Source organism: Agrobacterium tumefaciens (genome assembly GCA_025559845.1).
Classification (GTDB): Bacteria; Pseudomonadota; Alphaproteobacteria; order Rhizobiales; family Rhizobiaceae; genus Agrobacterium.
In genome coordinates this window covers 2,116,770-2,131,273 of record CP048470.1, presented here as the reverse complement: position 1 = coordinate 2,131,273, position 14,504 = coordinate 2,116,770, and the positions used below count along the sequence as shown (strand labels likewise).

10 protein-coding genes are annotated in these 14,504 nt (G+C 56.8%); 8 read left to right on the top strand and 2 right to left on the bottom strand.

Going from position 1 to position 14,504, the window contains the following annotated elements; genetic code table 11:
* Positions 1-196 precede the first annotated feature (196 nt).
* On the bottom strand, positions 197-1,627 hold the full coding sequence (locus FY156_26135) for a mannose-1-phosphate guanylyltransferase/mannose-6-phosphate isomerase (GenBank protein ID UXS04919.1): 1,431 nt from the start codon (positions 1,625-1,627) through the stop codon (positions 197-199).
* A gap of 296 nt (positions 1,628-1,923) precedes the next feature.
* A complete protein-coding gene (locus FY156_26130) occupies positions 1,924-4,353 on the bottom strand; it encodes a glucose/quinate/shikimate family membrane-bound PQQ-dependent dehydrogenase (GenBank protein ID UXS04918.1) in 2,430 nt (809 codons plus the stop codon).
* Positions 4,354-4,747: 394 nt separating this feature from the next.
* Between FY156_26130 and FY156_26125 the strand changes: the two genes are divergently transcribed.
* The 8 genes from FY156_26125 to FY156_26090 all read left to right on the top strand — a co-directional run bounded on the left by FY156_26125 (position 4,748) and on the right by FY156_26090 (position 14,423).
* On the top strand, positions 4,748-5,632 hold the full coding sequence (locus FY156_26125; GenBank protein UXS04917.1) for a LysR family transcriptional regulator: 885 nt from the start codon (positions 4,748-4,750) through the stop codon (positions 5,630-5,632).
* Positions 5,633-5,788: 156 nt separating this feature from the next.
* Entirely contained in the window at positions 5,789-8,077 is a 2,289-nt protein-coding gene (locus tag FY156_26120; GenBank protein ID UXS04916.1) for an NADP-dependent malic enzyme, read from the top strand.
* A gap of 316 nt (positions 8,078-8,393) precedes the next feature.
* On the top strand, positions 8,394-9,233 hold the full coding sequence (locus tag FY156_26115) for a transporter substrate-binding domain-containing protein (protein UXS04915.1): 840 nt from the start codon (positions 8,394-8,396) through the stop codon (positions 9,231-9,233).
* A 156-nt stretch (positions 9,234-9,389) separates the two neighbouring features.
* Positions 9,390-10,133, top strand: a complete 744-nt coding sequence (locus FY156_26110; protein ID UXS04914.1) for an amino acid ABC transporter permease — start codon at positions 9,390-9,392, stop codon at positions 10,131-10,133.
* Positions 10,130-10,912 (top strand): amino acid ABC transporter permease, encoded by a 783-nt coding sequence (locus FY156_26105; GenBank protein UXS04913.1) that lies wholly within the window; start codon positions 10,130-10,132, stop codon positions 10,910-10,912. The genes FY156_26110 and FY156_26105 overlap by 4 nt, the downstream gene beginning before the upstream one ends.
* Before the next feature lie 12 nt (positions 10,913-10,924).
* The gene (locus FY156_26100) at positions 10,925-11,740 is read left to right on the top strand and encodes an amino acid ABC transporter ATP-binding protein (GenBank protein UXS04912.1); all 816 of its coding nucleotides are present in this window, start codon (positions 10,925-10,927) and stop codon (positions 11,738-11,740) included.
* 4 nt (positions 11,741-11,744) lie between these two features.
* Complete coding sequence (locus tag FY156_26095) at positions 11,745-13,100, top strand: MmgE/PrpD family protein (GenBank protein UXS04911.1); 1,356 nt, start codon at positions 11,745-11,747, stop codon at positions 13,098-13,100.
* A 12-nt stretch (positions 13,101-13,112) separates the two neighbouring features.
* Positions 13,113-14,423 (top strand): LLM class flavin-dependent oxidoreductase, encoded by a 1,311-nt coding sequence (locus FY156_26090; GenBank protein UXS04910.1) that lies wholly within the window; start codon positions 13,113-13,115, stop codon positions 14,421-14,423.
* Positions 14,424-14,504 lie beyond the last annotated feature (81 nt).

Genomic DNA, 14,504 nt, shown 5'->3' with positions numbered 1-14,504 from the left:
TAAGTTATTTTACGCATTCACGGCTTTGCAATCCCGAAATCAGATCTAATCCTTTATCGGCCTCGAAGGCCCCGGCCTCCAAGGCATGCGGTCCTCGCCCTTGGGCGAGGATCGAAATTTTCAGGAATTTCACCGATCCCCGTGTAGGGCCTCACGACGCCTGATCGCACCCGTTTCGCTGCTGGGCTGCTAACCATCAGGGGCGTCTGTAATCGTCCTCGATGCGAACGACGTCGTCTTCACCGATATAGGCGCCAGTCTGGATTTCGATCAGTTCAAGTGGGATCTGACCCTCATTGGCAAGGCGGTGAGGCTGGCCGATCGGAATGTACACCGACTCGTTTTCGGTCAGCAGCTTCGTTTCTTCGCCAATCGTTACCGTTGCAGTGCCCTTGACCACAATCCAGTGTTCGGAGCGATGATAGTGCTTCTGGAACGAAATGCGGTGGCCCGGCTCAACCTTGATATGCCCGACGCGGTAACGCTGGCCGACATCCATGTGCTCCAGCGATCCCCAAGGGCGATGCACGCGCTTGTGCGTCTGAGTGCGGGGGGCGTGACCGCTATCCTTTAGCGTTTCCACCAGCCCTTTCACATCCTGCACCTTGTTTTTCGGCACGACCAGGACCGCATCCTTGGTTGCCACCACCACAAGATCCTTGGCACCGACGACTGTGGTCAGAAGACTTGTGGAGTGGATGAGGCAGCCCTCGGAATCGATGAAGACACCGTCGCCTTCCACGGCGTTGCCATTGTCGCGTTTGTCGGCGATTTCCCAGATCGCGTCCCAGCTCCCGATATCCGACCAGCGGAAATGGCCGTGCACGACCGCCATATGTTGGGTCTTCTCGATCACAGCATAGTCAATCGAGTTTTTCGGAGATGCCTCGAAGCTTTCCTGATGAAGGCGCACGAAACCGAGATCGCTCTCATGCTGATCGACGGCTTTGGTCACCGCGGCCAGGATTTCCGGCGCGTAGGTCTTGAGTTCGGCAATCATCACATCGGAGCGGAACAGGAAGTTGCCGGAGTTCCACAGATACCCTTTTTCGAGGTAAGAGATCGCGGTCCTCACATCGGGTTTTTCAACAAAAGCATCAACGGCGCTCAGATCCTTTTCGCCGTCAATCGCTTCACCCGGCTTGATGTAGCCATATGAGGTTCTAGGCTCGGTTGGCACAAGCCCGAATACGACGATAGAACCCTGATCGGCTGCCTTGGCACCGAGTTTGACAGCGTCGGAAAACTTGTCGGCATCCAGCACCACATGGTCAGCGGCCAGTGCCAGAACCAGAGAGCCTGGCTCGCGCCGCTCAGCAAGGACAGCGGCAGCGGCCATTGCGGCAGCACTGTCACGACGCGCAGGCTCGAGCACCACAGTCGCCGACAGCCCAATTTCTTCTGCCTGACGACGGGCAAAAAAACGGAAATCCTCATTGGTGACAACCAGCGGGCCCGCGTACAATGCGGGGTCGGATACGCGCTGCAAGGTCTGCTGATAGGTGGAAAGATCACCGACCAACGGCTGGAACTGTTTTGGCAACTGATCGCGTGACACTGGCCAAAGCCGCGAACCCGCTCCCCCTGCTAGAAGAACCGGCGTGATCTTTCGTACCTGTGATGTCACAATTTTACCTTTCCGTATGCCAAATCGATTTCCCGGCGGGCCGGAGAATATACAGTTCCTGAAATATCGCCATCATCCGTTTACGGGCAGGCCAGCACAAGCTCATAAATAAGGCTTGTGAAAGCATGGTGAACGGCGGCGACATTCCCAGATATGAGGTCGACCCTTTCTGCGAACGCGGCATGTTCCGCGTGGTTCCATTTTTCTCGGCCATTCAAAATCCGTGGATGCCAGCTCAAAAAAGAAAAACCCCGGATCAAAAGATCCGGGGTTTGTTTCTCTCGTCGGCCAGCCGATCAATTCGGCAAAGCGTATGCGATCACATAGTCACCACGATCCGGTGACTGGCGGGCACCACCTGCCGAAATCACGACATACTGCTTGCCGGTTTTCGGAGACTTGTAGCTCATTGGACCGCCCTGGCTACCGACCGGAAGGCGTGCCTTCCAGACTTCCTTGCCAGTAGCAGTATCGAAAGCCCGCAGATAATAGTCCTGCGTACCGGCGATAAAGACCAGGCCGCCCTGGGTCGCCAATGTGCCGCCGAGGGTTGGCATGCCGATCGGGAGCGGAAGACCCATCTTGATGCCGAACGGACCAGTGTCTTCGACTGTGCCGACGGGAACCTGCCACTTGATCTTCTGCGTTTTCATGTCGATGGCAGTCATCGTACCATATGGCGGAGCCTGGCATGGGATGCCGAGCGCCGAGAGGAACCGGTTCTTGTCAACCGCGTAAGGCGTACCCTTCATTGGCACAAGGCCCATGCCGGTGTTGACGCTTTCGCCGCCACTTGCAGTGACGTTGCTCGGTGCGGCTTCCTTCATCTGAATCCAAAGACCAAGGCGCATATCGTTCACGAAGATCGTATTCGTGGTCGGATCAGTCGAAAGTCCGCCCCAGTTCATACCGCCGAGCGAACCCGGGAAGCTGAGCGACACATCGGTGCCTGGAGCCGTATAGAGCCCTTCATAACGCATGCCCTTGAAGGCAATGCGGCAAAGAAGCTGATCGAACGGTGTAGCGCCCCACATGTCGGCTTCAGTGAGCGTCTGCGCACCAATTTGCGGCATACCGACGGAACGCGGCTGGGTCGGCGAATAAGGCTCATTGGGGATGTTTGCCGCCTTGACCGGCACATTATCGACTTGGGTCAAAGGTTGACCCGTAGCACGGTCCAGCACGTAGAGCTGACCCGCCTTTGTCCCGAAGACAAGAGCCGGAACCGTGGTCCCGTCTGCCTTCGGAAAATCGATGAAGCTCGGTTGCATCGGCACATCGAAGTCCCAGAGATCATTATGAACCGTCTGGTAGACCCACTTTTCACGGCCGGTGGTGGCATCAAGTGCTAGCATGGACGCGCCATATTTATGGTCGAGCGGGGTGCGTGTCGCGCCGTAAAGATCGACCGATGGGCTGCCGACCGGCATGTAGACAGTGTTCATGTCCGGATCGTAGGACATCGCTGCCCAGACGTTAGGAGTGGAACGCGTGTATGTCTGGCCGGGAGGCGGCAGAAGCGTGATATCAGGATTGCCTGGATCGAAAGCCCAGCGCAACTGCCCAGTTATGACATCGAACCCGCGCATGACACCACCAGGCATATCCACCTGAACGTTGTCGGCGATACGCCCGCCGACGACGACCGTTGTGCCGGCAAGCGTTGGAGCCGACGTCAACACATATTGCGGATCGGGCGCATCACCAAGACCAATCGTCAGATCAACACGGCCATTCGTACCGAAATCGGGGCAATATGCACCCGTGTCGGCATCCAGCGCGATCAGTTCTGCATTGATGGTGTTCATCAAAATGCGGCGCTGGCAAAGTGCACCGTCGGCAACGACAGCAGGTGTAACAGGCGTAGAGCCTGGCGCAGTTGGCTGCTTGAGCGGCTGTGTGGCATCGAAATAGGCAAGGCCGCGGCAACGCATCCAGACGGATGATTTCGCGTTGATTTCGGTCTTCCACTTTTCAGTGCCGGTGTCTGCGTCGAGAGCGATGACATTGTTATGGGGAGTGCACAGGAACACCGTGTCGCCCACCTGCAGCGGGGTCTGCTGATCTTCTGCCCCGTTCGCACCGGGGCTGATCGGTGTGTCACCGGTGTGATAGGTCCAGGCAACCTCCAGATTCTTGATATTGTCGCGCGTGATGTCATCAAGCGCCACGAACCGGCTACCACCTGCAGTATTACCGTAATGCTCCCAGTTCTTCTGCTCTGTCGCAGGCGAGACCGGCGTCAGCGCGGCGGCTTCACCGCTGAAACTGACGGTCGGGTGAGCGACAAACATACCGGCGAAACCCGCACCTGAGACAAGTGCCATGACCGCGGCCACCGCAAACGAAACACCGTAGGCCGGTGTTTTGCCGACCGCACGACGCAGTAGCGGAAAGGATGCCGCAACAACCGCCGCTCCGACGCCAATCGCCAGAAGGCGAGAGATCAGAGGCCAGAAATCGAGACCGACTTCCCAGATTGCCCAGATGACCGTCAGAACGACGGTAAGACCAAACAGTAACGCTCCAGCAGGCTTGCGCAGGATCACGAGCAAGCCGGAAATGACGAGCGCAACGCCCGCGATGACGAAGTAGAGGCTGCCGCCGAGAGTGGCAAGCTTGCCTCCTCCGACAGCAAAGAACAGGCCCGCCAGAAGAATGACGGCCCCGAGCACAAACAGCCACAATCTGGCTGGAAGTGACGTGGAGACTTGTGGATGGCTCATTGATTTAATGTCCAGTTTTTGAGGGCTGCCTGTAAGGCGACGCCCGATAATAGTTCAATGTCCCGCACAACAGGGACAGTCGGCCCCGATGGGACGACAAAGACGGCATAATGGCGGTATTGCTGAACGCGGAGGTTTGGGTAGGAGGAAATCCGTAGTGAACTTCATGGTTGACCATTCAATGCAAAACCCCACGACGACCCTGGCGGGCAGCCGCAAGCGCTAGAACAAATCCTCCCGGTTTCAATCGCGGTGCAGCCCCGATGGGCAAGTGCGATCAAAACTCTGGTCGCGGTATAACGTCGCGTGCGACACTATGACAATGCACGATGCAAGCAAGTTTGATAAGCTAACCTTATATCATAATATCAAAAAATACGTAGGCTTTTCAGCGATGGATACGCGTCAACTCACGATTTTCGTGGAAGCCGCCCGAACAAGGAATTTCCGGGCAGCAGCCGCCCAGCTTGGTATCGCGCAGCCCGCCGTCACCCAAAGGATCAGGCAACTCGAAGAAAGCCTGGGTTTCCCACTGTTTCGCCGGATCAATCGCGGCGTCGAACTGACACCTGCTGGGCAAGCCATGCTCGTTGAGGCGGAAGAAATACTCGCCCGCACCAAAGTGGCTCAAGAGAAGGCGGACCAGATCAGACGCGGTGAATTCGGAATTGTGCGGATCGGTTTCGGCACCAGCGTCATGGCCGATCAGAAACTGCCTGCTCTGATCGCAAAATTCATCGGTGCGAACGTGAGCACCAAGCTGGAACTCATGCCGGGCACCACCATGGATCAACTCATCAAGGATGTCGCGACCCGCCAGACAGACGTCGCATTTGTGAGGGCGCCATTACCGCAGCTACCGCAGACCTTGCGCGCAGTTGCGTTCGATGGATCAAGGCTTTGTGTTGCGCTCAGCGAACGACATGAACTGGCATCTCGGCGTACCTTGTCGATCGAGGAAATCTGCCAGGAAAAACTTCTGTTACCTGTCGATGAGACAGGTGTCGGTCTCAGCCACAGTGCGCTTTCGCTCTTCATTGACAGGGGGCTAGAACCAGATATCGGCATGCGGATTGCAAATGTGAACACCATTCTCGCGCTCGTTGAAGCAGGCGCTGGCATCGCCATCCTCCCGGAAAAGACCGTCCGCGCCACAAGGGGCGTGACCGGTGTTCCTTTCACCAATCTGGACACTGTTTCGGAAAGCGTCATTCTCGTCAGGCGTGGCGTTCCGGGAAAGCACTTGCAATCTTTTCTCAGCATGGCGCGGGATATGTGAATTGCCAACTTGTCGACTTAATCGATTGAATCGCACGGAAAAATCGTCCTCGACACTTTTGCTGCAGTGAACAACATTCAAGACTTGGCAGGCGTGCAAAAAATACAATAACAACTGCAAACATTTTGAACGATTGACAGAAAGCAAGCACCTCTCATGTCCGACACGACGAAGCCAGCAAGCAACAGAACATCGGTCACCGATCAGGAAGCACTGGATTTCCATGCAATCGGCAGACCGGGCAAACTGGAGATCACTCCCACCAAGCCAATGGCAACCCAGCGTGACCTTTCGTTGGCCTATTCGCCTGGTGTTGCCGTCCCCGTCAAAGCGATCGCCGAAAACCCCGCAACCGCCTATGACTATACGACGCGCGGCAACATGGTTGCAGTCATTTCAAACGGCACGGCTATCCTCGGTCTAGGCAACCTCGGCGCATTGGCTTCCAAGCCTGTCATGGAGGGCAAATCAGTTCTGTTCAAGCGGTTCGCCGACGTCGATTCCATCGACCTTGAGGTCGACACCGAAAACGCCGACGAATTCATCAACTGTGTGCGTTATCTCGGCCCGTCCTTTGGAGGGATCAACCTCGAAGATATCAAGGCACCGGAATGTTTCATCATTGAAAGCCGTCTGCGCGAGCTGATGGACATTCCCGTTTTCCATGACGACCAGCATGGTACCGCCATCATCGCTGCAGCCGGTCTGATCAATGCCATTGAACTGACAGGTCGCGACTTCAAGACAACAAAGCTTGTCTGCAACGGGGCTGGCGCTGCCGCCATCGCCTGTATGGACCTCATCAAGGCCATGGGCTTCAACCCCGAAAACATCACGCTTTGCGACACCAAGGGCGTAATCTATCAGGGCCGCACGGAAGGCATGAACCAGTGGAAGTCGGCGCATGCGGTCAAGACTGACAATCGCACGCTGGTGGAAGCTATGAAGGGTGCCGACGTCGTGTTCGGGCTTTCGCAAAAGGGCGCCTTCACTGAAGAGATGATCCGTTCGATGGCACCGAAGCCGATCATTTTCGCCATGGCCAACCCAGATCCGGAAATTACGCCGGAAGAGGTTGCGCGCATTCGCGACGACGCGATCATGGCGACCGGTCGCTCCGACTATCCGAACCAGGTCAACAACGTTCTTGGTTTCCCTTACATCTTCCGTGGCGCACTCGATGTTCGCGCCAGCCAGATCAACGACGCCATGAAGATCGCAGCCGCGCAGGCACTTGCCGATCTGGCACGTGAAGACGTGCCCGACGACGTGGCAGCAGCCTATCAGGGCAATCGCCCGCGTTTCGGCTCGCAATACATCATCCCGGTTCCGTTCGATCCGCGGCTGATCTCGGCCATCCCAGTTGCCGTCGCAAAGGCCGCGATTGAAACAGGTGTGGCGCGCCGTGAATTGCCGGATCTCGACGCTTATGCGCGTGAGCTGTCCGCCCGCCGCGACCCAATGGCATCGACAACCCAACGGCTCTACGAGCGCGTACGCCGTTCGCCAAAGCGCGTGGTTTTCGCAGAGGCGGAAGAAGAACAGGTCATGCGCGCGGCGATCTCATTTACCGCGCAGGGACTTGGTACGGCCATTCTTCTCGGTCGTGACGACATCATTAAAGCAAATGCCGAGAAGGCGGGCATCGACCTTGATCGTGCCAATATCGAGATCACCAATGCGCGCCTTTCCACGCGCGTTGATGCCTACATCGACTATCTCTATGCCCGTCTGCAACGCGGCGGCTTCCTCTTGCGCGACGTACAGCGCCTCATTCACAACGACCGCAACCATTTCGCGGCCTGCATGGTCGCGATGGGCGATGCGGACGCAGTTGTGACCGGTGTCACCCGCAACTACTCGACGGCACTGGAAGACATTCGTCGCTGCATCAACACCAAGCCCGGTCACCGCGTCATCGGCGTGTCACTCGTCGTGTCGCGCAACCGCACGGTCTTCGTAGCCGACACGGCTGTCCACGACATGCCGTCAGCCGAAGATCTCGCCGATATTGCCGAAGAAGCAGCCGGTCTTGCTCGCCGTTTCGGGTACGAGCCACGTGTGGCGATGCTTGCCTACTCCACCTTTGGCCAGCCGACTGGTGAACGCTCCGACAAGGTCCGCGAAGCGGTGAAGATCCTCGACAAGCGCAACGTGAACTTCGAGGTGGACGGTGAAATGTCCGCTGATGTGGCGCTGAACCACCATCGCATGCAAAGCCAGTACCCCTTCGCCCGCCTTTCTGGCGCCGCCAACGTTCTGGTCATGCCTGCCATTCACTCCGCATCGATCTCCACCAAGATGCTGCAGGAGTTGGGTGGCGCAACGGTCATCGGTCCGCTTCTCGTTGGCCTAGACAAGTCCGTCCAGATCACAGCCATGGGCGCGAAGGACAGCGATATCGTCAACATGGCGGCAATTGCTGCGTACAACGCCGGTCGCTAAAACAGCCCGAGGGGGGCGCGGTCACTGGAAGGTCGACCGCGCCTTACCTCCATCCAGAATTTCGCAAATGCCGCCCTTGCTTCTGGCTTGGTCAGAGATCATAGCTGATCCATGACGCATTTTGGCTTCCTGCAAGAGCAGGCTCATCTCCAAATTGAAGAACAAGATTCTACGATTTACAAAAATTAGGATATTTTTTCGGTCCAAGAATTTTATTGGAACGTAATTTTATCCCGGTCATTTTTTGCGCAATGCCAATTCTCGCTCTCGCAGGGACTGTCATGTAGTTTCCAACGACACGCAAAAGGAAATACCCATGGCCTTCACTTTCTCCAAATTTGCCGCGCAACTCGTCGCTGGTGGCGTCATTATCGCTTCCATGGCCACCGCCGCCCACGCTGATGCAACCCTTGACCGCATCAAGGGACGCGGCAAGCTGACCGTCGGTGTGATCCTGTCCGGCGCTCCCTTCGGTTTCATTGATCCGAAAACCCAGGAGCAAAAAGGCCTCAACATCGATGTCGCCAAGGCGCTTGCGGCCGGTCTCGGTGTCGAGCTTGTCACTGAGACTGTAACCCCGCCCAACCGCGTGCAGTTTCTGCAGCAGGGCAAGGTCGATATCCTCATTGCAAACATGCAGTACACGGAAGAACGCGCCAAGACACTCGACTATGTACCAACACCTTACGACCGTCAGGGTGGCGCAGCGATCGGGCGCAAGGATTCCGGCATCAAGGACTGGTCGGACCTGAAGGGCAAGATCGCTTGCGTATCGCAGGGCTCCAACTACACCCAGCCGCTCATCGAAGAATACGGCGCAGAGGTCAAGGCACTACCGAGCCAGCCTGAATCGCTCCTAGCATTGAAGGGTGGCAACTGCGATGTCTCCGTTCACGTCAATGGCACGATCAGCCTGATGCTTCAGGACCGCGCTGACGAGTGGAAGGACTACGGGATTCTGATCCCCACCGACCTTATCCCATCAGATTCGGTTATCTGGCTGCGCAAGGGCGAAAGCGACACACAGGCGGCACTCGACAAGATCGTCAAGGACTTGCATGCTTCCGGGAAGATGATCGAATTCGCAAAGTCGAACCGACTTCCGAGCATTGGCTACATGGAAGAACAGCAGAAGAAACTTTCTGCCGCTCAGTAAGCGAGCAGCACTCCACCTTCCCATCCCTCGGCATGCAGCCAGGAGATGTCAGCAGGAAAGTGTGATGTTTTATCTTCAACGTGACGAACGGCAGGTTTCCCCGGCCGTTCGTTTATGCTTTGTAGCGGCAACCGCGACAACATCATTGGATTTGCGATGCAGGACGCCTTTATTGCGCGCTTCATAGAACTGGCGGCCAAGATCGGCCTCAACTACGACTTTCTGAACAGTGGTTACGAGCTTCAGATTTGGCTCAGCGGCATGAAGATGACGTTGATCCTTGTCGCAGTCACATTGCCACTCAGTCTTGTTTTCGGCTTCATTTTCGCAGCGATGCTGACTTCCGGCAGGCCATGGCTTGCCGCGCCGGTTCGCGCCTATGTGGAACTGACAAGAAACACGCCCACGCTCGTACAACTGATGTGTGGCTTTCTCGTCTTGAACATGCTGATTTCCAACGCGCTTGGAGGTGCCCAAAACAACCCTCTGACACCATTCTTCTGGGTTGTTGCCATCACAGGCCTTCACATCGCGGCCTTCCACGCGGAAGCATTGCGTGGCGGTATCGAAGCTGTTCCAGCCACCACCATCGAGGCAGCGCGAGCCATCGGCTTCAGTTCGCTGGAGATCCTGCGCTACGTCGAGTTTCCTCTGGCAATCCGCACGGCATTGCCATCGATCATCAACAACCTTGTCAATCTGGTGAAGTTGACCACGGTCGGCTCGGCAATTGCCGTTGGTGAAATCACCTACGCGTCTATTCTGATCTGGACCCAGCGGGACAACGTCGTCGAGTTGATGTTGGTCATTCTGATCTTCTTCAGCGTTATCAATCTGATCGTCGCTAGAGCTGGCCTATGGCTTGAACGTCGCCTTGCAGTTCCGGGATTTGGCCAATGAGCGCAGTCGTCTCACAACATCCAGGCGGCAAAAAGCTGCCGTTCGGGACGCTTTTGGTATCCGGCGTCATCATCGCTGTCGTCCTGTGGCTGATCCTCGACCCCTCGCTCGGACAGGTGCTGCTGCAGTGGCTCCCCTATCTCGCCACCGGCTTCATGATGAACGTGCTGATCAGTATTCTTGCGATCGCGATTGGCACATTCATCGGGGTCATGCTCGGCATCATGGAGCTTGCACCCTACAAAATCGTACGGGCACCAGCGCTCACCTATGTGCAGATCTTCCGTAACGCGCCGCATCTGGTGTTGATCTTCGCGGCAACGTACATCTTCCCTTTCGAACTGGTCATTTTCGGCAACTACATTCCCTTCCCCGACTGGATCAAGGCGGTGGTTGGTCTTGCGATCCCGGCAAGTGCCCACATCGCCGAAATCACCCGCGGTGCGATTCAATCCATCCCGACCGCTCAATGGGAAGCTGCACAAGGTCTTGGTTTTTCCCGTAACCAGACACTTCGTTGGATCATCCTTCCGCAATGCGTGAAACGCTCGTTGCCGCCGTGGATGAATCTTTACGCGTCGATCACCATGGGCACGGCACTCGCGTCCCTCGTTGGCGTGCATGAACTCCTTCATGCTGCGACAGATGCAAGCACCGCCGTACAGCGCAATGACTTCACTGTGGTCGTCTACCTCACCGTCCTGATGGCATTCTTCCTGTTCTGCTATCCGGTGTCCCGTTTCACGCAGCGTCTCGAACGACGCTTCGCTTCCCGCTGATTGGAAATTGCCATGTCCGCATCCGTAACAGAAACCAACGCCCTCGCCTCCGGGACAAGCGCACTTGTTGAACTGGAAGGTGTACACCTGTCCTTCGGTGACAATCAGGTCCTGAAAGGCATCGATCTTTCGGTGAACAAGGGCGATGCCGTATCGATCATCGGACCATCGGGCTCGGGCAAATCAACGATTTTGCGCTGTATCAACGGATTGTTGATCCCGCAGTCGGGCAAGATCAGCGTCGGCGGCACCCGTGTCGATCTTTTGAAAACCGAAGCCGAGCGCATCGCTTTGCGCAAGCGTATCGGCATCGTATTCCAGCAGTTCAATCTGTTTCCGCACCTGACGGTAATGGAAAACATTACGATCGCGCCGATCAAAATTCTCGGAACTCCGAAAGCAGACGCAGAGCGTCACGCCCGCGAGTTGCTGGAAAAAGTACGGTTGTCGCAGAAGGTTGACGCCTACCCCGGCCAGCTTTCCGGTGGCCAGCAGCAGCGTGTGGCGATTGCCCGGGCCTTGGCCATGCGGCCCGAACTCGTACTCTTCGATGAAGTCACATCGGCGCTTGATCCTGAAACAGTGGGTGAAGTTCTCTCGGTCATTCGCGACCTCGTCAACGATGGCATGACCAGCATTCTTGTCACCCACGAGATGCGCTTCGCCGAAGAAATCAGCGACAAGATCGTCTTCACCGAAAATGGGCTCATCGTCGATCAGGGTACACCGGAGCACATCTTCTACAAGTCGACCAATCCACGCATCAACGCTTTCGTAAAGGGTCTGGGCGGACAGATCGCGAGGGTCAGCGACGGCGAAGGGATCTGATGCCATGGCCGACCTGGAAAAGCTGACGCTCCGTCTTGCGCACACGATTGTCGCTTCCGATCCACAGAAGGAACTGCAGGCGATCGCAATTGCACGCACCGCGCTCATCGATTTTTTTGCTTGTGTCCTCGGTGGCGCGGCAGACCGAAGCACTCAAATCCTGATTGACACCTTTACACCTGGCACTTCGGGCTCGTCGGCTATTATCGGCAGCAATCTCCGTACAGATGCCTTTACCGCTGCCCTTATTAACGGCCATTCTGGCCACGTGCTTGATTATGATGATGTGCATGGCAGTGTGCGCGGCCATCCCACCGTTGCGATCATCCCTGCCCTGCTTGCTGTCGCAATTGAGGAAGAAGCAAGCGCGGATGCCTTTATTGCCGCCTACATTGTCGGGCTGGAAGCGATGGCGCGGCTCGGACTGTCACTTGGCACAAAACACTATGAAAACGGCTTCCATGCTACTGCCACGCTCGGCACCATCGGCACAGCAGCAGCCATCGCCCATCTCCTTAAATTCGACACGTCAACCACCGCAACCGCACTCGGTCTCGCGGCCACGCAATCGGCTGGGTTACGCCTGCAATTCGGGTTTGACGCCAAGCCGCTCCATGCCGGGTTAGCGTCACGGGCTGGTCTGACCGCAGCGCGGCTTGCCAGAGCGGGATTTCAGGGCGCACCGGATTTCCTGGAAAATCCAATCGGCTTTTATTCGGCCTTTGCATTTGGTGCTGAGCAGCCCGATCGTGTACTGCAAGGCTGGGGCGCCCCTTGGCAAATCATAACACCAGGCCTGACGCTCAAAGCGTTTCCCTGCTGCACGGCAAGCCACCCGGTCGCGGTTGGTGCGCTCTTGCTTCGTAACGAAAGCGGTCTGGCGCCCGAAGAGGTCAAAGCCGTCAACATTACCTTCCCTCCAGGCGGCGATGCGGCGCTAATTGGTTCCGCTATCCCATCGACCGGCATCGACGCCCGCTTCAGCGCTGAATATGTATTTGCAGCGGCACTGATCGACGGCGCACTTCTGATCAGCCATTTTGACGAACGCCCAGTAAGAAGCGATCTCGTTGATCTGTCCGCGAAGGTCAGCCGCAGCCACGATGGTACCGCTCGTCGCCTTTCACCTGATCCGACAACCCGTTTTGTGGTCATCGACGTGACTAGAACAGACGGAACGGTGCTTTCTCGACGTATCGACGGTCTGCCGAGCATTTCAGACCCGACCGACAAATTCATCGACGCGACCGGTGGAAGCGAAAAGTTTGCAAAAATACCGGCGCTGATTAGATCCATGAGCACCGCTGCGGATCTACGGGCGCTTGAAGCGCTTCTCGCCCAGACAACACAATCGAAATGAAGGCATGATTCCATGACCAACGCGTCCCGTAAAAGACAGATGCATCTCGGCCTATTTTTGCAAGGTGCCGGCCACCATGTTTCCGGCTGGCGTCATCCGGCTGCAGAAGCTGGCAGCGAGAATTTCGACCTGCTCGGTCGCGTCACGCGGATGGCCGAGGCAGCAAAATTCGACATGGTGTTTCTGGCGGATGGCCTCACCAGTGGCGTTGACGCTCACCCATCCATGATAGCCCGTTTCGAACCACTGACACTCCTTGCTGCGCTTTCGATGGTCACGGACAAGATTGGTCTTGCAGCGACCGCGTCCACCACGTACGGCGAGCCATATCATCTCGCCCGCGCTTTCGCTTCGATTGATCATTTGAGCCACGGCCGCGCCGCATGGAACATCGTCACCACGTCTTACGCCCGCACAGCGGCGAACTTTTCCAAAGGTCATCCGGAGCATGACGAGCGTTATGCGGTCGCTGAAGAGTTCGTGAATGTGGTCCGCGGTCTCTGGGACAGTTGGGATGATGACGCCTTCATCAAGGACAAAGAGAGCGGTCGTTATGTCGATCCCGACAAGGTTCATGTGCTCAACCACGAGGGTAAATACTTCACGGTCAAAGGACCGTTGAACATTCCACGCTCACCACAAGGGCACCCCGTCCTCATTCAGGCAGGCTCCTCCGGACCGGGGCAGGATCTTGCTGCCCGTACTGCCGACATCGTCTTCACTGCACAGCAGGCGCTTTCTGAAGCGCAGGCATTTTACACCAGCCTGAAGGGACGGGTTGAGAAGTTCGGCCGCGCTCCATCGAGCGTCGCTGTCATGCCGGGCTTCATGCCGATCATTGGCAGAACTTTCGAAGAGGCGGCAGACAAGCTCAAGGAACTCAATCGCTGGACTGATATCAAGAGCGCGATGCCGCTGCTTGAGGAACGTATCGGTCACAGTTTGACCGAGTATGATCTTGACGGCCCTCTACCGGACCTGCCGCTTTCCGATCAGCTTCGCAGTCGCGCCGAACTCCTGACCGAACTTGCCAAGCGCGAGAAATTGACGATCAGGGAACTCGCCTTGCGTGTTGCCGCAGGCCGAGGCCACCACATCGTCATGGGCACGGCCAAGGATGTTGCAGACCGTATGCAGGAGTGGTTTGAGAACGGTGCAGCCGACGGCTTCAACGTCATGCCGCCCTATTTCCCTGCAGGCCTCGAGGAATTCAACAGCCAGGTCGTGCCATTGCTGCAGGAACGTGGCCTGTTCCGCACGGAATATGAAGGCTCGACCCTGCGCGACCATCTTGGTATCACACGCCCGTCGTTGGAAGCTTAGGCTTACCGCACGCTCTAAAAGGCCGCACTCTGACTGCGGCCTTTTAACACGTCGTCGGTAGCGCTCCGCAATCGGTAGCGC

Excerpts from the sequence above, each read along its gene's own strand:
- FY156_26130 (UXS04918.1), bottom strand. The coding sequence starts at position 4,353 with ATGAGCCATCCACAAGTCTCCACGTCACTTCCAGCCAGATTGTGGCTG.
- FY156_26125 (UXS04917.1), top strand. The coding sequence starts at position 4,748 with ATGGATACGCGTCAACTCACGATTTTCGTGGAAGCCGCCCGAACAAGG.
- FY156_26120 (UXS04916.1), top strand. The coding sequence starts at position 5,789 with ATGTCCGACACGACGAAGCCAGCAAGCAACAGAACATCGGTCACCGAT.
- FY156_26115 (UXS04915.1), top strand. The coding sequence starts at position 8,394 with ATGGCCTTCACTTTCTCCAAATTTGCCGCGCAACTCGTCGCTGGTGGC.
- FY156_26110 (UXS04914.1), top strand. The coding sequence starts at position 9,390 with ATGCAGGACGCCTTTATTGCGCGCTTCATAGAACTGGCGGCCAAGATC.
- FY156_26105 (UXS04913.1), top strand. The coding sequence starts at position 10,130 with ATGAGCGCAGTCGTCTCACAACATCCAGGCGGCAAAAAGCTGCCGTTC.
- FY156_26100 (UXS04912.1), top strand. The coding sequence starts at position 10,925 with ATGTCCGCATCCGTAACAGAAACCAACGCCCTCGCCTCCGGGACAAGC.
- FY156_26095 (UXS04911.1), top strand. The coding sequence starts at position 11,745 with ATGGCCGACCTGGAAAAGCTGACGCTCCGTCTTGCGCACACGATTGTC.
- FY156_26090 (UXS04910.1), top strand. The coding sequence starts at position 13,113 with ATGACCAACGCGTCCCGTAAAAGACAGATGCATCTCGGCCTATTTTTG.